This is a genomic window from Nitrobacter sp. (genome assembly GCF_051535215.1).
Taxonomy (GTDB): domain Bacteria; phylum Pseudomonadota; class Alphaproteobacteria; order Rhizobiales; family Xanthobacteraceae; genus Nitrobacter.
In genome coordinates this window covers 127011-145382 of the sequence record NZ_JBPPLY010000003.1, presented here as the reverse complement: position 1 = coordinate 145382, position 18372 = coordinate 127011, and the positions used below count along the sequence as shown (strand labels likewise).

General features: G+C 60.5%; 18 protein-coding genes and 1 tRNA gene. 9 read left to right on the top strand and 10 right to left on the bottom strand.

Annotated elements, in window-relative coordinates:
• The first annotated feature begins 243 nt into the window (after window positions 1–243).
• From ACS3WB_RS05115 to ACS3WB_RS05105, 3 genes are all read left to right on the top strand, one after another.
• The gene (locus ACS3WB_RS05115) at window positions 244–1263 is read left to right on the top strand and encodes a TRAP transporter substrate-binding protein (RefSeq protein WP_438274488.1); all 1020 of its coding nucleotides are present in this window, start codon (window positions 244–246) and stop codon (window positions 1261–1263) included.
• Window positions 1264–1292: 29 nt separating this feature from the next.
• Complete coding sequence (locus ACS3WB_RS05110) at window positions 1293–3182, top strand: TRAP transporter large permease (protein WP_438274487.1); 1890 nt, start codon at window positions 1293–1295, stop codon at window positions 3180–3182.
• Window positions 3183–3277: 95 nt separating this feature from the next.
• A complete protein-coding gene (locus ACS3WB_RS05105) occupies window positions 3278–4921 on the top strand; it encodes an acyl-CoA synthetase (RefSeq protein WP_438274486.1) in 1644 nt (547 codons plus the stop codon).
• A gap of 13 nt (window positions 4922–4934) precedes the next feature.
• On the opposite strand, the gene ACS3WB_RS05100 is transcribed toward ACS3WB_RS05105, so the two are convergent.
• From ACS3WB_RS05100 to metG, 3 genes are read right to left on the bottom strand one after another with little or no spacing between them, the layout of a single operon-like run.
• Window positions 4935–5759: an MBL fold metallo-hydrolase gene (locus ACS3WB_RS05100; protein ID WP_438274485.1), complete on the bottom strand. Its 825-nt coding sequence runs from the start codon at window positions 5757–5759 to the stop codon at window positions 4935–4937.
• Entirely contained in the window at window positions 5756–6547 is a 792-nt protein-coding gene (locus ACS3WB_RS05095; protein ID WP_438274484.1) for a TatD family hydrolase, read from the bottom strand. The genes ACS3WB_RS05100 and ACS3WB_RS05095 overlap by 4 nt, the downstream gene beginning before the upstream one ends.
• Before the next feature lie 11 nt (window positions 6548–6558).
• Window positions 6559–8136: a methionine--tRNA ligase gene (gene metG / locus ACS3WB_RS05090; RefSeq protein ID WP_438274483.1), complete on the bottom strand. Its 1578-nt coding sequence runs from the start codon at window positions 8134–8136 to the stop codon at window positions 6559–6561.
• On the opposite strand from metG, the gene ACS3WB_RS05085 reads away from it, so the two are divergent.
• Window positions 8096–8521, top strand: a complete 426-nt coding sequence (locus ACS3WB_RS05085; protein ID WP_438274482.1) for a hypothetical protein — start codon at window positions 8096–8098, stop codon at window positions 8519–8521. The genes metG and ACS3WB_RS05085 overlap by 41 nt on opposite strands.
• Window positions 8522–8556: 35 nt before the next feature.
• Here the strand turns inward: ACS3WB_RS05085 and ACS3WB_RS05080 are convergent, their stop codons facing one another.
• The 5 genes from ACS3WB_RS05080 to ACS3WB_RS05060 all read right to left on the bottom strand — a co-directional run bounded on the left by ACS3WB_RS05080 (window position 8557) and on the right by ACS3WB_RS05060 (window position 13138).
• Window positions 8557–9600, bottom strand: a complete 1044-nt coding sequence (locus ACS3WB_RS05080; RefSeq protein ID WP_438274481.1) for a DNA polymerase III subunit delta' — start codon at window positions 9598–9600, stop codon at window positions 8557–8559.
• Window positions 9597–10283, bottom strand: coding sequence for a dTMP kinase (gene tmk, locus ACS3WB_RS05075; RefSeq protein ID WP_438274480.1), 687 nt, complete (start codon window positions 10281–10283; stop codon window positions 9597–9599). The genes ACS3WB_RS05080 and tmk overlap by 4 nt, the downstream gene beginning before the upstream one ends.
• Window positions 10283–11527 carry a D-alanyl-D-alanine carboxypeptidase family protein gene (locus tag ACS3WB_RS05070; protein WP_438274479.1) on the bottom strand — a complete coding sequence of 415 codons (1245 nt, stop codon included), beginning with the start codon at window positions 11525–11527 and terminating at the stop codon, window positions 10283–10285. Before ACS3WB_RS05070 ends, tmk begins: the two co-directional genes overlap by 1 nt.
• A 235-nt stretch (window positions 11528–11762) precedes the next feature.
• Window positions 11763–12701: a septal ring lytic transglycosylase RlpA family protein gene (locus tag ACS3WB_RS05065; protein WP_438274478.1), complete on the bottom strand. Its 939-nt coding sequence runs from the start codon at window positions 12699–12701 to the stop codon at window positions 11763–11765.
• A gap of 152 nt (window positions 12702–12853) precedes the next feature.
• On the bottom strand, window positions 12854–13138 hold the full coding sequence (locus ACS3WB_RS05060; RefSeq protein WP_438274477.1) for a PilZ domain-containing protein: 285 nt from the start codon (window positions 13136–13138) through the stop codon (window positions 12854–12856).
• A 1493-nt stretch (window positions 13139–14631) separates the two neighbouring features.
• On the opposite strand from ACS3WB_RS05060, the gene ACS3WB_RS05055 reads away from it, so the two are divergent.
• Window positions 14632–14721, top strand: a tRNA-Ser gene (locus ACS3WB_RS05055).
• Window positions 14722–15173: 452 nt separating this feature from the next.
• Here the strand turns inward: ACS3WB_RS05055 and ACS3WB_RS05050 are convergent.
• The gene (locus tag ACS3WB_RS05050; RefSeq protein WP_438274476.1) at window positions 15174–15449 is read right to left on the bottom strand and encodes a hypothetical protein; all 276 of its coding nucleotides are present in this window, start codon (window positions 15447–15449) and stop codon (window positions 15174–15176) included.
• Window positions 15450–15708: 259 nt separating this feature from the next.
• On the opposite strand from ACS3WB_RS05050, the gene ACS3WB_RS05045 reads away from it, so the two are divergent.
• From ACS3WB_RS05045 to ACS3WB_RS05030, 4 genes are all read left to right on the top strand, one after another.
• Window positions 15709–15864, top strand: a complete 156-nt coding sequence (locus tag ACS3WB_RS05045; RefSeq protein ID WP_438274475.1) for a hypothetical protein — start codon at window positions 15709–15711, stop codon at window positions 15862–15864.
• 153 nt (window positions 15865–16017) lie between these two features.
• Window positions 16018–16194 carry a hypothetical protein gene (locus ACS3WB_RS05040; protein ID WP_438274474.1) on the top strand — a complete coding sequence of 59 codons (177 nt, stop codon included), beginning with the start codon at window positions 16018–16020 and terminating at the stop codon, window positions 16192–16194.
• Between the two features lie 161 nt (window positions 16195–16355).
• On the top strand, window positions 16356–16748 hold the full coding sequence (locus tag ACS3WB_RS05035) for a hypothetical protein (protein ID WP_438274473.1): 393 nt from the start codon (window positions 16356–16358) through the stop codon (window positions 16746–16748).
• Window positions 16749–16936: 188 nt separating this feature from the next.
• Window positions 16937–17743 carry a DUF2147 domain-containing protein gene (locus ACS3WB_RS05030; RefSeq protein WP_438274472.1) on the top strand — a complete coding sequence of 269 codons (807 nt, stop codon included), beginning with the start codon at window positions 16937–16939 and terminating at the stop codon, window positions 17741–17743.
• Between the two features lie 60 nt (window positions 17744–17803).
• Here the strand turns inward: ACS3WB_RS05030 and ACS3WB_RS05025 are convergent, their stop codons facing one another.
• Window positions 17804–18214, bottom strand: coding sequence for a (R)-mandelonitrile lyase (locus tag ACS3WB_RS05025; protein WP_438274471.1), 411 nt, complete (start codon window positions 18212–18214; stop codon window positions 17804–17806).
• Window positions 18215–18372: the final 158 nt, after the last annotated feature.

The following is an 18372-nucleotide window of genomic DNA, read 5'->3' as shown; positions in this document are numbered from 1 at the left end:
GAATATTTATTGCACTAGATCCCAACGGCTTAGCGGAGTTTTTTGCAAACCGTGCTGCAATCGATTCAGTTCCTTGCTCGAAATAGCGCTTGCAGAATGAACTCCGCACGGAGATCGTGACCGCGCGATCGGCGGGAATTGCGCGAAGAGTTTGACGTGAGAATCGCGAAGTGATGACCAGACACGGCGCTTTGCATCGTGGACTTGTACTGCACAACAACAAACGTCAGGGAGACGGTTCAGATGGGCTTTTCGCGTCGTACAGTGCTGAAAGCGTCGGCGGCGACGGTCATCCTGGGCAGCGTCGGCGCGCCATTTGTGGCACGCGCACAGAAGGCTGAGTTTTCTTACAAATACGCAAACAATCTGCCGGAGTCGCATCCGCTGAACATCCGCGCCAAGGAAATGGCGGCTGCGATCAGGACCGAGACCGACGGACGGGTCGATTTGCAGATTTTTCCCAGCAATCAGCTCGGTTCCGATACCGATGCGCTCAGTCAGATACGTTCTGGCGGCGTTGAGTTTTTCACCTTGTCGGGCCTGATCCTGGCCGCGTTGGTGCCGACAGCATCGATCAACGGCATCGGTTTTGCATTTCCAGATTACGCGACGGTTTGGAAAGCGATGGATGGCGAACTCGGCGCATATATCCGCGGCGAAATCACCAAGTCCAATCTCGTCGTGATGGACAAGATCTGGGACAACGGATTCCGGCAGACCACGTCGTCGATCAGGCCGATCAACGGGCCGGGCGACTTCAAGGGATTCAAGATACGCGTGCCGGTTTCGCCGCTCTGGACCTCGATGTTCAAGGCGCTCGATGCTTCGCCCGCCTCGATCAATTTCAACGAGGTCTATTCGGCCTTGCAGACGAAGATCGTCGAAGGTCAGGAAAATCCGCTCGCGCTGATCGCGGTCGCCAAACTTTATGAGGTGCAAAAATACTGCTCGCTGACCAATCATATGTGGGACGGCTTCTGGTTCCTGGCCAATCGCCGCGCATGGGAGGCGCTTCCGGTCGACATCCGCGCTATCGTCGCGAGAAACATCAATGCAGCGGCGGTCAAGGAACGCGAGGATATCGAGAAGCTGAATGCGACGGTCCGTGCCGACCTCGCCGCCAAGGGGCTGATCTTCAATCAGCCTGAACCCGGCCCGTTCCGCGACAAGCTGCAATCCGCCGGTTTCTATTCCGAATGGAAAGGCAAGTACGGCGATCAGGCGTGGTCGTTGCTGGAGAAATCGGTAGGCAAGCTCGTATAAAAGCCGGCCTCGGACGCAAGGGAGTCAAAATGGCTCGCGCCGAAGGCACGGAAGCGACGGCGGACGGGGAAACGCCGGATTTTGCGCGCCGGCGCTCGCTGGCCGCGTCGCTCGACGCATGTCTCGGATATCTCGTCGAAGTGCCGGCCGCCGCGCTCGTCGTTGCGGAAATCGTCGTATTGTTCGCAGGCGTGGTTTCTCGCTACCTGCTTCACCGGCCCCTCATCTGGTCCGATGAACTGGCGTCGATCCTGTTCCTGTGGCTGGCGATGCTGGGCGCGGTCACGGCATTCCGTCGCGGCGAGCACATGCGCATGACCGCGTTGGTCGCGCAGGCTCGCCCCGCACAACGCGCCTTCCTTGACGCAGTCGCTGTCTGTGCGGCCCTCGCCTTTTTGATCCTGATAGTCCGGCCGTCGTGGGATTATGCCTATGAGGAAAGCTTCATCACCACGCCGGCATTGCAGATTTCCAACGTGTGGCGCGCGGCGGCGCTGCCGGTGGGCATCGGCCTGATGGCTGCCTTTGCGCTGCTACGGCTCGTGCGCATTTGCAATATGCGGACCCTGCTCGGCGCCGCCGCGACCGTCATCGTCGTGATTTCCGCATTCCGGCTAATGCAGCCGTGGTTGTTGCCATTAGGCAACGTGAACCTGGTGATCTTTTTCGTCGGCGTGGCCGGACTCTGCGTATTCGCGGGCGTGCCGATCGCCTTCGGATTTGGCCTTGCGATCTACGGATATCTTTCGCTGACCACGCGGACGCCGCTGATAGTGTTGGTCGGACGGATGGACGAGGGCATGAGCCATCTCATCCTGCTCGCCGTCCCGCTGTTCGTCTTCCTCGGCCTGCTGATCGAAATGACCGGGATGGCGCGCGCCATGGTGGCGTTTCTTGCCAGCCTGCTCGGTCATATTCGCGGCGGTCTTCACTATGTGCTGATCGGCGCGATGTATCTGGTGTCAGGCATTTCCGGTGCCAAGGCGGCGGACATGGCGGCCGTGGCTCCCGTGCTGTTTCCGGAGATGAAGAAGCGCGGCGCCGAACCGGGCGACCTCGTCGCCCTGCTCGCGGCCACCGGCGCCCAGACCGAAACCATTCCGCCGAGTCTGGTGTTGATCACGATCGGTTCGGTGACCGGCGTCTCGATCGCGGCGCTGTTCACCGGCGGATTGCTTCCGGGCGCTGTGCTGGCGGTCACATTGTCGGCGCTGGTGTGGTGGCGGCACCGTGGCGACGACCTGAGCCACATTGAAAAGACCGGGGCCGGCGAGATCGCACGGACGTTTGTCGTCGCCCTGCCCGCGCTGGCGCTGCCGTTCGTGATCCGCGCTGCCGTCGTCGAGGGAATCGCGACCGCAACAGAGGTCTCGACCATCGGTATCGTCTATGCCGTTTTCGCCGGCCTGTTGCTCTACCGTCGGTTCGACTGGCGAAGATTGCTGCCGATGCTGATTGAAACTGCCTCCCTGTCGGGTGCGATCCTGCTCATCATCGGAACGGCAACCGGCATGGCGTGGGGACTGACCCAGTCCGGCTTTTCCCGGACGCTCGCGGCCACGATGACCGGCCTGCCCGGTGGCGGCGTCAGCTTCATTGCCGTCTCGATCGTCGCCTTCACCGTTCTCGGCAGCGTTCTCGAAGGTATTCCAGCGGTCGTTCTGTTCGGCCCGCTGCTGTTTCCCATCGCCAGGGCCGTCGGGATTCACGAGGTCCACTACGCAATGGTCATTATCCTGGCCATGGGCATGGGCCTGTTCGCGCCGCCTTTTGGCGTAGGGTATTATGCCGCCTGCGCCATCGGTCGCGTCGATCCTGCCGATGGGATCAGGCCGATCTGGGGTTACATGCTGGCATTGTTGATCGGCTTGATCGCCGTGGCCGCATTCCCATGGATTTCAATTGGATTTCTGAAATAAATACCAGAGAGTTGGTCAGCCTTCCGTCTCTGTTTTCTGATATAGATAGAGCAGAAAATAAAAAATCCTTCGCAAGGCACTGAAGGGTAAAAGATATGGTCGAAAATCAATACAGTATTGGTCTGGACAAAAACCCCGCCAACTTCGTGCCGCTGTCGCCGCTGAGCTTCCTTGAGCGAAGCGCGTCGGTGTATCCCCGCCTGCCGAGCACAGTCTACGAGGGACGCATCTTCACCTGGGCTGAGACCTATGCCCGCTGCCGGCGCTTTGCATCGTATCTCGCAGGACGGGGAATCGGGCGCGGCGATACCGTGGCGGTGATGTTGCCGAACATCCCCGCGATGAACGAGGTTCATTTCGCCGTGCCGATGACCGGCGCCATACTCAACACGCTCAATATCCGTCTTGAGGCGGCCTCCCTCGCCTTCATGCTGGATCATGGCGGCGCCAAGGTCATTCTGGTCGACCCGGAGTTCTCCGCCGTCATCGCCGCGGCGCTGGCGCTGATGACCGGCCCTAAACCCTTCGTCATCGACGTCGATGACGCGGCTTTTTCGGGAGGCGAGCGCATCGGCGAAATCGAATATGAGGCGGCCGTCGCCGCGGGCGATCCGGATTTCATCGCCGTGCCGCCGCAGGACGAGTGGGATGCGATCGCGCTGAGCTACACCTCCGGCACCACCGGCAATCCGAAAGGCGTCGTTACGCACCATCGCGGCGCTTACCTCAATGCCGTCAGCAATATCCTGGCTGGTGGACTGGGGCAGCATCCGTCCTATCTCTGGACCCTGCCCATGTTCCACTGCAACGGCTGGTGCTTCACGTGGAGCGTTGCCGCAGCGGCGGGCGTAAACGTGTGCTTGCGCAAGGTCGATCCTGCCAGGATTTTCGAACTGATTCCGAAGCACAGCGTCACCCACATGTGCGGCGCGCCGATCGTCTACAACACCCTGATCAACGCGCCCGGCGCGCCCAAGGGCAAAGCCGCCCGGTCGGTCGTCGGGCTAATCGCCGGCGCTGCGCCCCCCGTCGCCGTGCTCGAGGGTGCGGAAAGCATCGGCATCAAGCTCACCCATGTCTATGGGCTGACGGAAACGTACGGTCCCGCCGCGGTCTGTGCCGAACAGCCGGGTTGGGACGACCTCCCCGGCGATCAGCGCGCCCAGTTCAAGCGACGGCAGGGTGTTCCTTACCCGCTCGAGGAAGCCATCACCGTCCTTGACCCGGAGACCATGCGCGAGGTGCCGCGCGACGGCGAGACCGTCGGCGAGGTCATGTTCCGCGGCAACATCGTGATGAAGGGATACCTCAAGAACGAGAAGGCGACCAGAGAAGCCTTCGCGGGCGGATGGTTTCATACCGGCGATCTCGGCGTGCTCGATGAGGACGGCTACGTCATCATCAAGGATCGCTCCAAGGACATCATCATTTCCGGAGGTGAGAACGTTTCCTCGCTCGAGGTGGAAGACATCCTGTACAAGCACCCTGCCGTGCTGTTTGCCGCCGTGGTCGCCAAACCGGACGCCAAGTGGGGCGAGGTGCCTTGCGCCTTCATCGAACTGAAAGACGGCGCGCACGCGACCGAGGCAGATATCATCGCCTTTTGCCGCGAGCACATACCGGGATTCAAGACGCCGAAGGCCGTGGTGTTCGGGACGATCCCGAAAACCTCGACTGGAAAGATCCAGAAATTCCTGCTGAGAAGTCAGGTCAATTCGGCGAAGGCGATCTCGGCTTAAGCCGTTTGCCCTGCTATTCGAGCGTCGAGATAAGGCCGGGGTCGCCGATCTGAAGCCGCATCCCGTCATAGGCCGGCACGACATTTTCCGGCAACTCGTGGCGCAACACCTCGTAGTCCAGATCGGCGTGCATGTTGGTGATGACGGCGCGCTTGGGCTTGAATCGATCAATCCACGACAGTGCGTCCGCGACGCTGAAATGGCTGGGATGCTGCGCGTATCGCAATGCGTCGATGATCCACAGATCGAGACCTTGCAGCGCCTGCCAGCTTTCATGCGGAATGTCGTGCACGTCGGGCGTATAGGCAGCGTTGCCGATCCGGTAACCGAGCGCTGGAATGTTGCCGTGCTGCACGTGAAAAGCCAACAGCGTGAGGGTGCCGCCCTTGCCGTCGATCGCCTGGCTTTCGCCTGCCTCGATGGAGAGGCTGTCCAGGATGGGCGGATAGCCGCTGCCCTCGGGCGACACGAAACAGTAGGAGAAGCGCGCCAGGATTTCCTTGGATGTCGACTGATTGAGATACACCGGAATCCGCTGGCCCTGATGCAGCACGATCGAGCGCAGGTCGTCGATTCCATGCGTCTGGTCGGCATGCTCGTGCGTGAGAAACACCGCATCGATGTGATCGACGTTGACGTCGATCAACTGCTCGCGCAAATCCGGCGACGTATCGATCAGGACACGCGTTGTCCCCTGTTCCGATGCGCGCTCCACCAACAGTGAGCAGCGACGTCGGCGGTTTCTCGGATTGGTGGGATCGCAGGCGCCCCAGCCGAGCGCAGGACGCGGTACGCCGGCCGACGATCCGCAGCCGAGAATGGTCAGCGTCACCGTCATGCGATTACCTCCCCACGCGGCACTTTTGAAAACAGCCGGAAGAAATTCTCCGTGGTCTGCCGCGACATTTCCTCGAGCGAAACGCCGCGAACGTCGGCCAGCACCCTGGCGGTCTCCACGACATAGGAGGGTTCGTTGCGCTTGCCGCGAAATTTGCCGGGCGCAAGATATGGCGCGTCGGTCTCGACCAGAATGCGCTCCCCGGGCAATTCAGCAGCGAGCGCTCGCAGCGTATCGGATTTCTTGAACGTCAGAATTCCGGTGAAACCGATATATAGCCCAAGCCCAACGGCCTTTATCGCGAGTTCGCGGCCCCCGGTATAGCAATGCAGCACGCCGCGAAACGGCCCCTTCGCCATTTCATCGTCGAGAATGCGTCCGCAATCCCCATCCGCCTCGCGGGTATGGATGACCAGCGGCAAACCGGTGGCGCGGGCGGCGGCGATGTGAGCACGGAATCCCCGCGCCTGTGCCTCGGGCGAGCCGTGCTCGTAGAAATAATCAAGCCCCGCCTCCCCCAGCGCCACGACTTTCGGATGTTGCGTCTGTACGGCGAGTTCGTCCGGCGTGATGCCGTCCTCTTCATCGGCGTGATGGGGATGTGTGCCGACCGAACAGTAGACATTCGAAAACCGCTCGGTGATCGCGAGCAGTTTTGCGTGTTCCCTTACGCGAGTGGAGATCGTCACCATGCGCCCCACCCCCGCCGCTTCCGCCCGCGCGACAACGGCGTCGAGCTCATCGGCGAAATCAGGAAAATCGAGATGGCAATGACTGTCGACAAGCATCTGGTTTGCGGTCAGGTCTCGGACGGTTCAACATAGCGGGGAAACACGGGGACCGGCGGCGGCAATGTCGTGCCCGGCCTGATGCGGACGTGGCCGCCGAGCATTGCAAAATTTCGTTCGTTCGCGGGAATGCCGAGAATGTCGAGCATCTTGGCGGATGCGGCCGGCATCGCGGGCTGAGCGAGGATCGCGATCTGGCGCACCACTTCGGCGGTGACGTAGAGCACCGTCTTCTGCCGTGCCGGATCGGTCTTGGCCAGCACCCAGGGCGCCTCGCCGGCGAAATAGCGGTTGGCTTCGGCGACGACGGCCCAGATCGCGTTGAGCGCCTGATGAATCTGCTGAGTGCTCATCGCTTCTCGCGCGAGCGCGATCATTCCATCGGCCTGCGCAAGGATCGCCTTGTCGGCGTCGCTGAAATCTCCGGGCTCGGGCAGCACGCCCTCGTGCTGCTTGGCGATCATCGACAAGGAACGCTGCGCAAGGTTGCCGAAGTCGTTGGCGAGGTCGGCATTGATGCGCGCCACGATCGCCTCGTGATTGTAGCTTCCGTCCTGTCCGAACGGCACTTCGCGCAGGAAGAAGTAGCGCACCTGATCGACGCCGTATTGCGCGGCGAGATTGAAGGGATCGACGACGTTGCCGACCGACTTCGACATCTTCTCTCCGCGATTGAACAGAAAGCCGTGGGCATAAACACGCTTCTGCAGTGGGATGCCCGCCGACATCAGAAAAGCCGGCCAGTACACGGCATGAAAGCGGATGATGTCCTTGCCGATGATGTGAACGTCGGCAGGCCAGTAGCGCCAGTTTCTGGCGTTCTCGTCCGGAAAACCGACGCCGGTGATGTAGTTCGTCAGCGCATCGACCCAGACATACATGACGTGCTCGGGATCGTCCGGCACCTTGATGCCCCAGTCGAAGGTCGTGCGCGAGATCGAGAGATCCTTCAGCCCGCCCTTCACGAAACTGACGACTTCGTTGCGGCGGGAATCCGGGCCTATGAAATCCGGCTGGCTTTCGTACAGCGCGAGCAGCCTGTCGTGATAGGACGACAGCTTGAAGAAATAGCTCTTTTCCTCCACCCACTCGACCGGAGTGCCCTGTGGGCCGCGCCGCACATTGTCTTCGCCGACGACGGTCTCGTCCTCGGCGTAATAGGCTTCGTCGCGCACAGAGTACCAGCCGGCGTAGTTCGACAGATAGATGTCGCCGTTTGCCGCCATGCGCTTCCAGATTTCCTGGACCGAGCGATGATGTGCGGATTCCGAGGTGCGGATAAACCGATCGAACGAGATGTTTAGCGTCTCGTCGAGCTTGCGCAGCAATTCGGCGTTCCGTGTAGCGAGTTCAAGCGCCGATATGTTTTCGCGTTGCGCGGTCTGCACCATCTTCTGGCCGTGCTCGTCGGTGCCGGTCAGAAAGAAGACGTCCTTGCCATCAAGCCTCTGAAAACGCGCCAGCGCATCCGTGGCGATCGCCTCATAAGCATGACCGATATGCGGCGCGCCGTTCGGATAAACGATGGCTGTCGTGATGTAGAACGTATTGCCGCTCGACGGCTGCGCGATTGAAGGTGCCGGAGTCACAGCCGTATCAGATGGGACCGGCGCTGCGAGTTTTGCCGCCTTCGCCGGACGCTTCGTCACCGGCCGTTTTGCCGCGGACTTTTTTGTCACGGCTCGTTTTGGGGTTCTTTTTTTCGTCGCGGCTTTTTTTGAGGTTTTTGTTGTGGGCTGTTTTCTTGCCGTCCGCTTGACCGTCTTTTTCTTTGCCGCCTTTTTGGCCTTCTTCGGCGCGCGCGCTGTTGTCTTCGCCTTCGCGCCAGGCTTTTTTGATTTTCCGGTCTTCCTGGCGCCGGTCGTCTTCTTGCCGCGCTTCTTCGCGGCTGCGACGCGACGCTGTTTGCGCGGCTTGACGCGGGATTTTTTTGTCGTTTTTTTCTTAGCGGAAGCCACCACAAATTCCTTATGAATCAAGCTGAATCGAAAATACTCTTGGGCGGAGCGTTATTGTCGCGTTGCTTCTGCCAGAAGCCCGAACACCGAAAAAACCAGCGGTTTCCGCTCGAGATTATAGGTCTCCGTCTCGCGCGCGGCGTTGTTGATCTTTTCCCATACCTCCGCGAGCCGTGCAAGACGAGGAAGATTGACGTTCGCATCGCCGGCACGAAGACGTTCGCCGATCCACCGATCGACGCTGTCAATGAAAGCGCCGAGCGCTGCGCGATCGCTGCCGCCGAGCGCGTCACCCAGCGCGTGCAGTTCGCGCGGGTCGACCTGCGGAAGGCTATCCAGCAGCACCGTCGTCCGCTGATGGAGCTTCAGCGCTCCGCCCCCCATCAGCGCCAGCGCCCGCGCCACGCTTCCCTCCGCTGCGTCGGCGGCTTCCCGCAACGATGCATCGTCGGGCGCGATTCGCCCTGCTTCGGCCGTGGCACGAATCACATCGGCGGTCGCAAGCGGCCGCAGCATCAGCTTGCGGCAGCGCGACTGGATCGTCGGCAGCAGTCGAGCCGGTGCGTGGCTGACCAGAAAGAATAGTGATTGCCGCGGCGGCTCCTCGAGCACCTTGAGCAGCGCGTTGGCGGCGTTGGGATTGAGCTCGTCGACGGTATCGACGATGCACACCCGCCAGCCGCCAACAGCCGAGGTCGAACCGAAAAAGGCGATTGTCTCCCGCGTCTGTTCCACGCTGATGACCGTGCGCATCACACCCTTGTCGTTGGCAGTCCGCTCCAGCGTCAGGAGACCGCCATGCGTGTCGGCTGCGACATGGCGGACAACCGGATGCGTCGGGTCAAGTTCGAGCGTCTGCGCCGATTGCACGTCGGACAGTGCGGGATCGCCGTGCGCAAGGACAAATCGCGCCATCCGGTAGGCCAGTGTCGCCTTGCCGATCCCGGGCGCGCCCCCGATCAGCCACGCGTGCGGAATACGACCGCCACGATAGGCATCGAGCAACGTTCGCTCCGCCTCGCCGTGGCCGAAAAGCGCGGTGGTTTCGCGCGGATGCCTGACCGACATCTCCGCGGAAGTGGAGCGGGCGATCATGCGCGTGTGACTTCTTTGGCAGGATTCAGCACGCGATCGCGCAGCGCCGTCCATACGGCCGCGGCGACGGTTGCGACGTCGGCATTGGCATCGATCACCACGCAGCGTTGCGGGTCGCTGGCGGCGATGTCCCGATAAGCGTCGCCAAGTTGCCGGTGAAACGCAAGGTCTTCGGCCTCAAAGCGATCCGCCGCGCGGCTGCCGCGCCGCGCGGCGGCGCGCTGCATGCCGATCTCCACCGGGATGTCGAGGATCACAGTCAGGTCGGGCTTGAGGTCGCCGATCGTGACGCGCTCCATCGCGTTCAGCACGCCGGGCAGCACCTGTCCCAACCGCCCCTGATAGGCGCGCGTCGAATCCGCAAACCGGTCGCAGAGCACCCAGACGCCCTGCTCCAGCGCGGGCTTGATGACAGTATGAACATGATCGTCGCGCGCGGCCGCAAACAGCAAGGTTTCTGCGTCAGTACCGAGCAGCTTTCCCATGCCGGCCAGAACGAGGTGACGAATGATTTCGGCGCCCGGCGAGCCTCCGGGTTCCCGCGTGACGATGGTGCGCAGCTTCGCAGCGTTCAGGCGTTCGGCGAGGATCTTGATCTGCGTCGACTTGCCGGACCCCTCGCCACCTTCGAAGGTGATGAAGCGCCCGCGCACCGAGCCCGCATTGGCCGCGGCCTCGATCATCAGAGTCTCTCGGCGCCCGAGCGCACCATTCCGATGACAAGCTCGATCGCGCCGTCCATCGCGCGGCGCATCGTCGAGCCGACGCTCACGGCGTTCGTGGCATGAACCGGCGTTTCGACCGCGACTTCCTTGCCGCGCCATATCTTGACCAGTCCGATGGACTGCCCCGGCGTGACTGGCGCGTGCACCGGTCCGTCATAGACGATGCGTGCGAGCAGTTTGTCGTTACCGTTCTTCTGGACCATGACCTGGACCGGCTCTGACGCCGCGACCCCGACAGTGCCGCTGTCGCCCCCGAACACCTTGGCATAGCCGATCGGCTGTTCCGCTGCGAACAGGGTCCGGACCTCGAAATTCCGAAACCCCCATTCCAGCAATTTCTTGGCTGCGGACGCGCGGTCATCCGCGCTCTCCAGGCCATTCACCACGACAATCAGCCGCGTGCCGTTCTGAACGGCCGAGCCGACCATGCCATAACCGCCCTCCTTGGTGTAACCGGTCTTGAAACCGTCAGCCCCTTCCATTGCGGTCAGAAGCGGGTTGCGATTGAACTGGCGGATCTTGTTCCAGGTGAATTCGCGCTCGCCGAACAGCTTGTAGAATTCCGGGTACGTCAGGATGATGTGGCGCGCCAGAACCGCAAGCTCGCGAACCGACATCTTGTTGCCGGGATCCGGAAGGCCGTTGGAATTGGCGAAGGTCGAGCGGGACATGCCCAGTTCCCGCGCCCGCGCCGTCATTTTCTCCGCAAAGGCGCTCTCATTATTTGCGATGCCTTCCGCCAGCGCCATGCAGGAGTCGTTGCCGCTCTGGATGATCGCGCCATGCAGGAGATCATCGACCGAAACGCGACTGTTGATCGCCGCGAACATGGTCGATCCGCCGGCAGGCGCCCCGCCCTTGCGCCAGGTGTTCTCGCTGATGAGGAACTCGTCGGTAAGCTTGATCTGGCCTTTTTTGATGGCGTCGAATACGACCTCCACCGTCATGAGTTTCATCATGCTGGACGGCGCCCGCAGTTCGTCGGCGTTCTTCTCGAACAGCACGCTGCCGCTGTTGGCCTCGATCAGAATTGCGGTCGGTGCGCCGGTCTCAAAGACCTCTTCCTTTTTGGCGCCCTGCACGCTGTTGTTGGCGGCAAGCGCAACACCCCCAATCCCGATCGCGAGGATGACGATGGCGGCCGTCAGACCGCGCCACGCGAATTCCCGGCGTTTGTCATGCGTGAAAAATCTGGTTGTCATGCGCCGCGTTCCGCAGAGCCCGTTCCGGAGCCTTCCGCTTGTACCGGACCCAGAAGCAGGAGGTCTATGGTTTTGAGCAGACGCGTCTTCTTCGCGTGAACCGGTATCCATCCGCGGGGTCAGAGTCCGAGAACATCTTCGCTCGTAAACGCTATAACAGTTGACACCGTCACGAACAACACATGCGGTGCCGTTGGAACGTCAGAGTGGCTGGAGGCTTGCGGGCAAGCGGCGCCTAGTAGAGTCCGCGTCCCGAAAGCAGTTCGCTTGGTCCGCGCGAATCGACCGGCGCATAGGCAGAGACTGGGCGGACACCATTCGCCTCATCATCGCTGCTGGTGTCGTAGGAAACCGCCCGCGGATTTTCCCGCACCTGCGGGTGTGATCGGACGCGGCCGGACGCCGACATTTCGGACGTCGCGTTGATCGAGGCGACGTCCATCGAGGTATGTCCAAGCGTATAAGGCCGTCCGTCCGGCGTCGGCACGTCGCCGCGGATCGCGCGTCCGGATGACTCAAGATCAGGCACGAACGGCCGCGCCGATGCAATCCTGACCGTGGATGGCGAGGGAGCCGGTTCGCCGGTCCGCAAGGTCGCCATCAATTGCCGGTCATCCGAACCTTCGAGCGGCGCCCGTCCGACATATTCGACCTTCACCCGCGCGACGCCGTTTCGTTTGAACTCCAGCAACTCGGCAGCCTTGTTCGAGACGTCGATCAACCGGTTGCCATGATACGGCCCGCGGTCGTTGACACGAACGACGAGGGATTTGCCGTTGCCGAGGTTGGTCACCCGCGCGTAACACGGCAAGGGCAGCGTCGGATGCGCGGCGGACAGCGAAGTCATGTCGAAAACTTCGCCATTGGCGGTCAGGCGGCCGTGGAAATCGTCGCCGTACCACGAAGCAAGTCCTTCAGCACGATAATGGGTGTTTTCTTCGGGGACGTACACGCGGCCGGCGACTGTGTAAGGTTTGCCAACCCGGTAAGTTCCGCCGCCTTTCGGAACCGGTTCGCCAAAGGCGACGACGCGCGGACTGCTCGAAACTCCGTATTTTGGATCGATCCGGCTCAGTTTGCCCGATGAACTGCAGTTGGCCAGCATCAGACATGCGCCTGCGGCCGCTATTGCGTGCGCAGCACGTCCGATTCGATACGAATCTGATTTCCCCATCCGTCCCCAAGGCCTTTTCCGGAGCACCATGCCGCGCATCCAAGCGCCGATCTGCATGATACGGCCCGGGCTCCCATCAAGCCAGGGAACATATCTCCGCGCAAACACGGCGGAAATGGGGAGAGACCGCGGCAGGCCAAACGGGTGGTAAATCAAAGCTTGCTGCCCGGCACGATCGAGCCGCCCTCCACGCCGGGCTGATCGAAAGAGACGCCGACTCGGTTCTTCTTGATCCAGATCACCCGACAGCGCCGAACCACGCGGTCCCGCTCGGTCATAAGTTGGAAATCCGACGGGACAAAAGAAGGGTCCGGAACTTCGAGCGCGGCCCCATCGGCTGATACGTTCAACAGACGGCACCGTATGCTCAGTCCGCTCGTTGAAATATAGGCCGGTTCGTCGCTCTCGACGCGCGGATGTTTGCGGCGATCTTCCATCGGTGATTTCATCGTCTGTAGGAACACATCGCGTCCGATTACGTGGCACCATGATGTCGACGCGAACGCGGCTTCAATCCGGGCGAGCGAATTCTATCGCGGCCAGCCTAACGAAACACAAATGCGCATGATATTCAGGCGCGATCGTGGCATCTTACATATATTTCAATAACTTATTTCAATATTCTAACAAATTTGATTGCCGATAGATTTTTTTGGATGGTTTAATGCAATAATTCAGGAGGACAACGTTCGCAAAGTTCACGGTTGCCGTGCCGCTTAAGGCCCCCTTCCGCGTACCGAGCAAGCTACTTCAATATTCTCATGAGGATTAAAAACGAAGCTCATGAGACATTCGAGGTATCTTGATAAGCTTTTAGCTTGTCAGTTCCTGAAGCGAATCCTGGAACGATGGGGCTCCCTCTTCCTTGTCTCGATGATGCGAACCCCGGTTGCGCTCTTCCTGGACCCGGGGAAGCAAATCATCAGAAGGGCGCTATGAAGATCAGAGCGGCGTCAGTGTTCGCCCTTCTCTGCATCAGCCAAGCGGCTCATGCGGGCTGTTCATGTCAGTGCATAAATGGTCGAATGCAGCCGGTCTGCTCCAATCTCGATGTCGCGCCTCTGTGCCCCCCGACGTTTTGCCCAGTGGGGGCTCCCTCCATCACGCCACCTCAAGTACCGACGGCCCCCCAGGTCGGCACGAGATCATGTCGGCAAATCAGGACGTGCGACCCACTTGGAAATTGTCAATGGCAGCAGGTTTGTGGTTGACGGCTTGCGGTACAAGTGACGCTGGGTTTATCTCGCACGGCCAGCCGGAGTGCATTTCGCTAATAGTTCACGGAGACGACGGGATCGACCGCAACACAGCATGTGCACCGGCGCCATCCCACGTAATACGTCGGCCCGGGGCTCCAGCCGCCTGCGAAGAAAGGCACCGTCAATGGGGTTGCGCCACGCACACCCTCGACGAACGCGCACCGAGCGGATAGGTGGCGCTGCCATCGATGGTGGTGATGATGATGATACGAACCGGGATCGACAACCCGCGGCCAGCTTCCGAGGTCTGCTGCTTGAACAGTAACTGTCGAAACGGCCACTGTGACGGTCGCTAGCAAGAGAGTTCGCAGTTGCCCCACTGATCCACCTCAATATTGCGAATCCGTTCGCTTATTCTGCACCATGTCCGGGTATAGCGAAAGCCCCTTGCCCGGAAGCGGTCCGGATCGGCGCCGAGACGTGGCGTCGGATCGCCAAGGCGCTTGACGCTGCGATCCGGTCTGGCGTCAATGACGATGGCCCCGTCAAAACGGTGAGACGTCGCCGGCAGTTATCTCTATCGCCAATCCAGCGTAACCGTCGCTTTCGGGCTCATTTCGACAGTTGATGATGCCTTATTGCCGGCGTCGAGACTCGCATGCGTGACGATTGGGCTCACGATCGCATTGCGCTCGGCAAGATCGTGCGATAAGCGATTGAAACTATTGATCGGAAGGGTGGCCGAGTGGTTTAAGGCACCGGTCTTGAAAACCGGCGTGCCCGCAAGGGTACCGTGGGTTCGAATCCCACCCCTTCCGCCAGTCTTCTATGGACGCGCTTTCTCACGTCCATCAATCGGCGAAGCAGATTACCAGCTTCCGTTGAACAACTCGACGCGGACTGCGCCTGCGCCGTCCATCGCCATGCTGACTTTATGCGTCTGTCCTGATGCTTGAGCGAACGGCCGATTACTGCGATTAAGCAAGCTTACCCGAGGTTCGTACCGGTTGACGACTGACGATCGCCCCGGGCCATAGCTGACGCGAATCTTATGACAATAGTGACAAACGCGGCAACGAGGATGGTGTCAGTTGGCGCGTCGATACCGTTTTTGATTTCGACACGCCGAGATACATATCAGATGAACGTTTTGATCTGGCGCAAGGATAAGCGGAAACCGTGGGTCATGCGCGCGACTAGCGTCTGCTGATCTCGATCGGTGATGCTGCATCCTTGTTCTGGAATCCTCCATGGCGCAGACCGCACGAGAGCGCTAGCGTGGTTCGGTCGACGGCTTGAACTTGACCAGCCCGACCACATCAAAGGTCAGCACGATCAATTGCGCGCCGCCAAATATCAACACCAAATAGAACTTCGATGGTCCATCGCCTGAAGAGCTGAAAGCCGCTGCGATCACTACAATCACGGCGCTCGCGGCATTGATAAGCAATGCCTTGGCGATCGAGTTCGGCCATCTTTTGGTGATCAGCCAAATCGGGCGGGATATCAGAAAGGCCGCAACTAGTGCCCCGGCGATAAGAACAAGCATCGATCCTCCAATTTTCTTCTGGTTCTAGGCAAATACCTGTTCGCCTCCAAAGCCATGGATTTCTTAGCAAATCAGTGCTGGGATGGTCGAGGGCTTCAGAATTTCCGAAGTGGCCGGGGAGATTACATTCATCGCGGGAGCGATCGCGATATTGCCCTTTTTGCCCTCCCCGATCTAGAGTTCCGCCGGAAAGACGGTGCCGTTTGCTTTCACGGCAGGCGCGATCTTTCCGTTTCGCTGTTGGAGGCACGATAACACCATGCCCATCTTGATGTTTGGCGCTATCATCGGCTGCGGCCTGCTCTTTTATGCCAGCTATCGCTACGTGCGATCCCACCCGACGCGCAAAGAGGAAGAGACGCCCAAAGAGATTGCGAGGGACGTCGCGAAAGACGATGAGCAGCCGCGCAGTTGAGGATTTGATCGAAGATCATTGGAGTTTTGATTGAGGAAACGCGACAATCTTCGGGAACGAAATTTTTTCTATTCAGGCGACTTCCCATTTGCTTTGGCGGACTGATCAACCGGGATTCGCAGAATTCGCAAACGAGATAATCGTTTTCATCACTTGGCAGCGCTTCTGATGGGATCAGAAACGGGGCTCTACGATTTGTTTGCTCATTTTCTTGGCGCTACCGATACTTCGCCCGAAAACGCCATAGTGGTGCGCGAACTCTTCGCCTCATCGATGATTACGGGTGCTGACGAACGGCGGCGTCGCAAAGACAAAAAACCGCCCATTTGAGTCTGGATACATTGCACCGGGATGCGTATGGGGACGGACGCGTCAGAATCTGCGGACTCGTGGCCGCGGCGTCCCCGTCTCAATTGGGGAGATAGCGGGTGAGTGCAAGCGATCAAACCGACACTCTCGAGACGGTTGCGACCCTCGACGACCAGCCGGAAATGTCCGAGGAGCAGGATGCGGATAACGCATCCGAATCGGAGACGATGGACGCGCCCGAATTTGGCGTGGCCGAGGAAATCCTGACGACGTCGCCGGTCATGCCCGAGCCTTCCTCCGGTGTCGATGGCCCACACGACGACGCCTACACGAAGTTCGGGCCCGGCCCGCTCACCGCCGTCCGTTTCAAGTGGACGACGCGCCGCGACGAAAACGGCGACTATTTCGTTCACGAAACGATTGGGGAGAGCTCGTACCCTCTCATAAGTGGACCAATGACAAAAGAAGCCGCGATCGAGTTGGTCGATGACCGCGAACGCGCCGCTCGCCGGCGGTTCGAAGAACTACGAAGCGAGATGGCGGGTGGAGAGATTGGCCGGCGCGTCGACAAGTAGTCTCCCCGGCCACGCGGACCGCCGCGATTTCGGTAGGAAGCCCTTTGGCCCCTGCCCGAGAGAGCGCACCGCTCATCATGAATGGCGGGCTGCGAGGACGTCTGACCGCAAAGTGACGTGAATCACACTCCAGCGAGCTCGCTACGGATAAGGTCGACCACCACAATCCGAACCGGACTGGAGGTCCCATGAAAAAGCTCGCCATCGCCACCGCGTTGCTGCTCTCCACCTCGACCGCCCAGGCGGGTCAGAACTATTCGTTCGAGATCGGCGGGCGCACCGTGCGAATCCACGCGCCGCGCGGCTGCGACTCTCCCTCCTGCATCTCGATCTCAATCCCGGGCCTCTACGACTCCGGACACAGCGATTTTGTCGACGATGCGTCCGACGCCCGGGAGTCCGATCGCCGAGACACGACTCGAGCAAGCGTGCCCGCGATCCCTCCGCAATCCGCCGCGCCAGCAAGTCCGCCTCTCGCGACTTCTAACGCGGCTGCTCCCGCTGTCGCGGCGCCCGCACCTGTTCAACAGACGCCGACACAGGTGGCAGTTCCTGCCGCGACTGGCGTTGCCATACCGGCAGCCCAGTCCCACACGACAGCGTCGCCGGCCATTGAGCCGGAGAAGACCAGCCTCGCCGCCACCTCCGCGCCGGTCGCGGAGCCGGTTCAGCCACCTCCGCCCCCGGCCGCTGAACCGGTCGGACCTCTCGGTGTATGGCTGACCGAGAAAAAGGAAGGGCGGGTCCGGATCGAAGAATGCGGGACAAACCTTTGCGGCTATTCGGTGGATTCCCGCACCGGCCGGAACAAGGAAAAGGTTTTGGTCAACATGAAGCCCACCGGCTCCAGGTGGAGCGGGAAGATCTATGATCCGAAAAGCGGCAGCACCTACAGCTCCACCGTGGCGATGAAGGGCAAGGATGGATTGCGCGTCCAGGGCTGCGCATTCGGCGGGATGTTCTGCGGCGGCCAGACCTGGACCCGGTTGAATTGATCGATCAGGCTGCCGCGTATCGACGATGAGAGCCCTGCCCGCATTGGCCGGACTCTTTCGTCAACCGCCGGCTTTGCCGGTATATTGCGCATCGGTGACGTGTTCCATCCAGGTGACGGCGCTTCCGTCGAGGGCCTCGTGCACCGCGATGTGGGTCATGGCGGTATTTGGCGCCGCGCCGTGCCAATGCTTTTCACCCGGTGGAATCCACACGGTATCGCCGACACGTATCTCGCGGATCGGCTCACCTTCGGTTTGCACCAACCCGATGCCGGACACGACATACAAGGTTTGGCCGAGTGGGTGGGTATGCCATGCAGTACGCGCGCCGGGATCGAATGCGACGCTCGCGGCGAGGACGCGCGAGGGCGCATTCGCGGCTGCGATGATCGGCTCGACCATGACCGTGCCTGAAAAATACTCCTTGGGCCCAGGGTTCGCCGGCCGTGACCCTGCCTGATGAATATCCATGTTAGACCTCCTGACTTATTGCATAAGCTACGACGGCGCGCCGGGTTCGTTCCATTGCTGCGAGAAGTCTCGCACGTTCCCGCCGATTACAACATCCTGTGAACTCGCCATCAATAATTCATTGGATTTGCCTACACTGTTCCCACGATATCACCTTG